We start from the raw sequence: 2189 nt of genomic DNA, 5'->3' as shown, positions 1-2189 counted from the left end.
TATCGGGCCTACTACTAGCCCCTGGTATCTAGCGCCTAGCCCCTGCCCGACAGGGCTCAGGCACGCATGAATTTGCGCACATCGAGGATCATTTCTTCCATCTCCAGTTTGATGCGGTTGATGATGCGGGCCGCTTCGTCCGCCTCTTCGATATGTCCGTCATCAAAGTTGCTGGACGTCATGAATCGTTGTCCCTCGGCGATAATTTCGGCTTCATCGTCGGGAATGAACTGGGCCAGATAAACATAGCTTTGCGCCAGGCTGTTACAGATATCCTTGTCTTCCCCTTCCAGCTCCCACAACAATAATTGAATAGCGCTTTTTATCTCGTCCCGCGGGTATGGCAGTAGTGAGACCGGGTGGCCGTAGTTGCCGGCATCCAGTTGTGCCAGTATTTTGCCATAGGCGTTGACGATCTGCTCGGCATCTTTCAGTTGTTGTTCGTACTCGGAATTCATTGGTCTGTGAACATCGTTTTGTTGGACGGCATGGCTGCCGATTTTGTGAGCGGGTCGTGCCCGTACAGCATGGCGTCACCGGGCAGTTTTCCGTATTATAGAAGATACAAAACTATTCTGCGTGACGAATGACCATCGATAGCCTTATAAACCTGCTGATTCAATATTCTGAGGATTTGATTACCTGGGGGATTACCCTGTTACTGTTGCTGGGGGCGATTCTGCTTGCCTGGCCACGATTGTGCCGCAGTTATCGTGATCGGCAGTTACAGAAGAAAATTCAGGCTGTCGCGGCCGATGCATTACATCAGGTTGTCATTCCCGACGGTATGGACGGGGCGGTTTATCTGGAGAATCTTTTGCTGACGCCGGACGGGCTGCTGCTGTTGCCGGTGCACCGTTACCAGGGGGTGGTGTTTGCCGCCGACGGGATCGATAACTGGACCCAGGTGCTGGGCAAGCGAACCTACAAGTTTGGAAACCCGTTGCCACAGCTGGAGTCGGAGATTCTGGCAGTCAGGTATTACGCTTCCGGTATTCCCGTCGACGGCCGGGTAGTGTTTACCAAAGGCGTGGAGTTTCCCAAGGGGCGGCCCGGGAAACTGATCTCGGTGGCAGAGCTGGAAAAAATGGGCGAAGACAATCGACTACGTGAGGTTCCTTCGGCTTACTGGCAGGCCTGGGAGGCGTTAAAGCAGAAGGTGCAAACACCCGAGGTGTCGAAGCTGCGCGAGCTTTATGCGATTGAAAAAGAAACGACTTTCAATGGACGCAGTATCATGGCCGGGGTGATGTTTCTGGTTGCCGGAGCCTGGCTTGGCTGGCGTTATTTACTGGTTTAAATGAGCGTGGGTCCGACCGCTCAGCGGGAGACGATCTCTTTCCACTGATCCAGCAGATTATCGAAACGCTCGCGTAGATTGCTTTCAAGATTATTTTCGTGAGTCTGGCGCGCTTGCTCGTCTTTCTTGTCCTTGTCTTTGGATTCCTTGTTATTCAGCGTACCGACGCCCGCACGGGTGGTGGTGCTCTTGCCGGTGTCGGAACGGGCGATGACGTGTTCGTCGATCAGTTCCGGGTGCAGGAACAGATAAACGCCACCGCTGCCCAGTGCCAGCATGAGTGAGGCGGCCAGGGCGAAGACGTGGCGCTTTTTGCGTTTTTGTTGATGGGATGCCTGCTGTTCGGCGAGCCGGGCATGAACCGCCTGGGTGTTGATAGGCTTGAAGACCGGTTTTTCGGTCTCTTCGATCTCGAAAGAAGGCAATTCAGTGCCCGTCCCGGTATTGCCACGTTGCGGTTCGTTGGCCAGCTTGGCTTCGATCTGTTCGGGGGTAACGCTGGGCTCCTTGAAAATAAAAATATCTTCTTCGCCCTCGAGAATAATTCGCCCGTCGGATTTACGCCGGACAGTGGCGCGAGCCAGGGAGAGTCCTTCGCCCCGCTGGCGTTCTTCTTCTTCCTGGCGCTGTTGTTCGGCCTGCTCCAGTTTGGCCTTGATCTCCTCGGCCATGCGGCGGGCCTGCTCCTCGCGGCGCTGCTTGGCATGGCGAATCGCCTGCTGACGACGGGCCTCGCGTTCCTGCTCCTGTTTGTTTTCCTGCTCGGCCTGCTGTTTGGCGCGAGCCTCGGCCTCGTGGCGGGCCTGCTCGTCGGCTTCCTGTTTGGCGCGGGCCTCGGCCTCGCGGCGGGCCTGTTCCTCGGCCTGCTGTTTGGCACGAGCCTCGGCCT

General features: G+C 56.1%; 2 protein-coding genes and 1 pseudogene. 1 reads left to right on the top strand and 2 read right to left on the bottom strand.

Annotated elements, in window-relative coordinates:
• Positions 1-56: 56 nt before the first annotated feature.
• On the bottom strand, positions 57-458 hold the full coding sequence (locus RI563_RS06315) for a hypothetical protein (RefSeq protein ID WP_310693519.1): 402 nt from the start codon (positions 456-458) through the stop codon (positions 57-59).
• Positions 459-586: 128 nt separating this feature from the next.
• Between RI563_RS06315 and RI563_RS06310 the strand changes: the two genes are divergently transcribed.
• Positions 587-1300, top strand: coding sequence for an NERD domain-containing protein (locus tag RI563_RS06310; protein ID WP_310693518.1), 714 nt, complete (start codon positions 587-589; stop codon positions 1298-1300).
• Positions 1301-1320: 20 nt separating this feature from the next.
• Here RI563_RS06310 and RI563_RS06305 read toward each other — a convergent pair.
• Positions 1321-2189: pseudogene (locus RI563_RS06305) on the bottom strand (cell envelope integrity protein TolA); the annotation flags it as partial.

It is taken from the genome of Thiohalophilus sp. (assembly GCF_031581315.1).
Lineage (GTDB): Bacteria > Pseudomonadota > Gammaproteobacteria > UBA6429 > Thiohalophilaceae > Thiohalophilus.
This window is presented reverse-complemented; position numbering and strand designations above follow the sequence as displayed.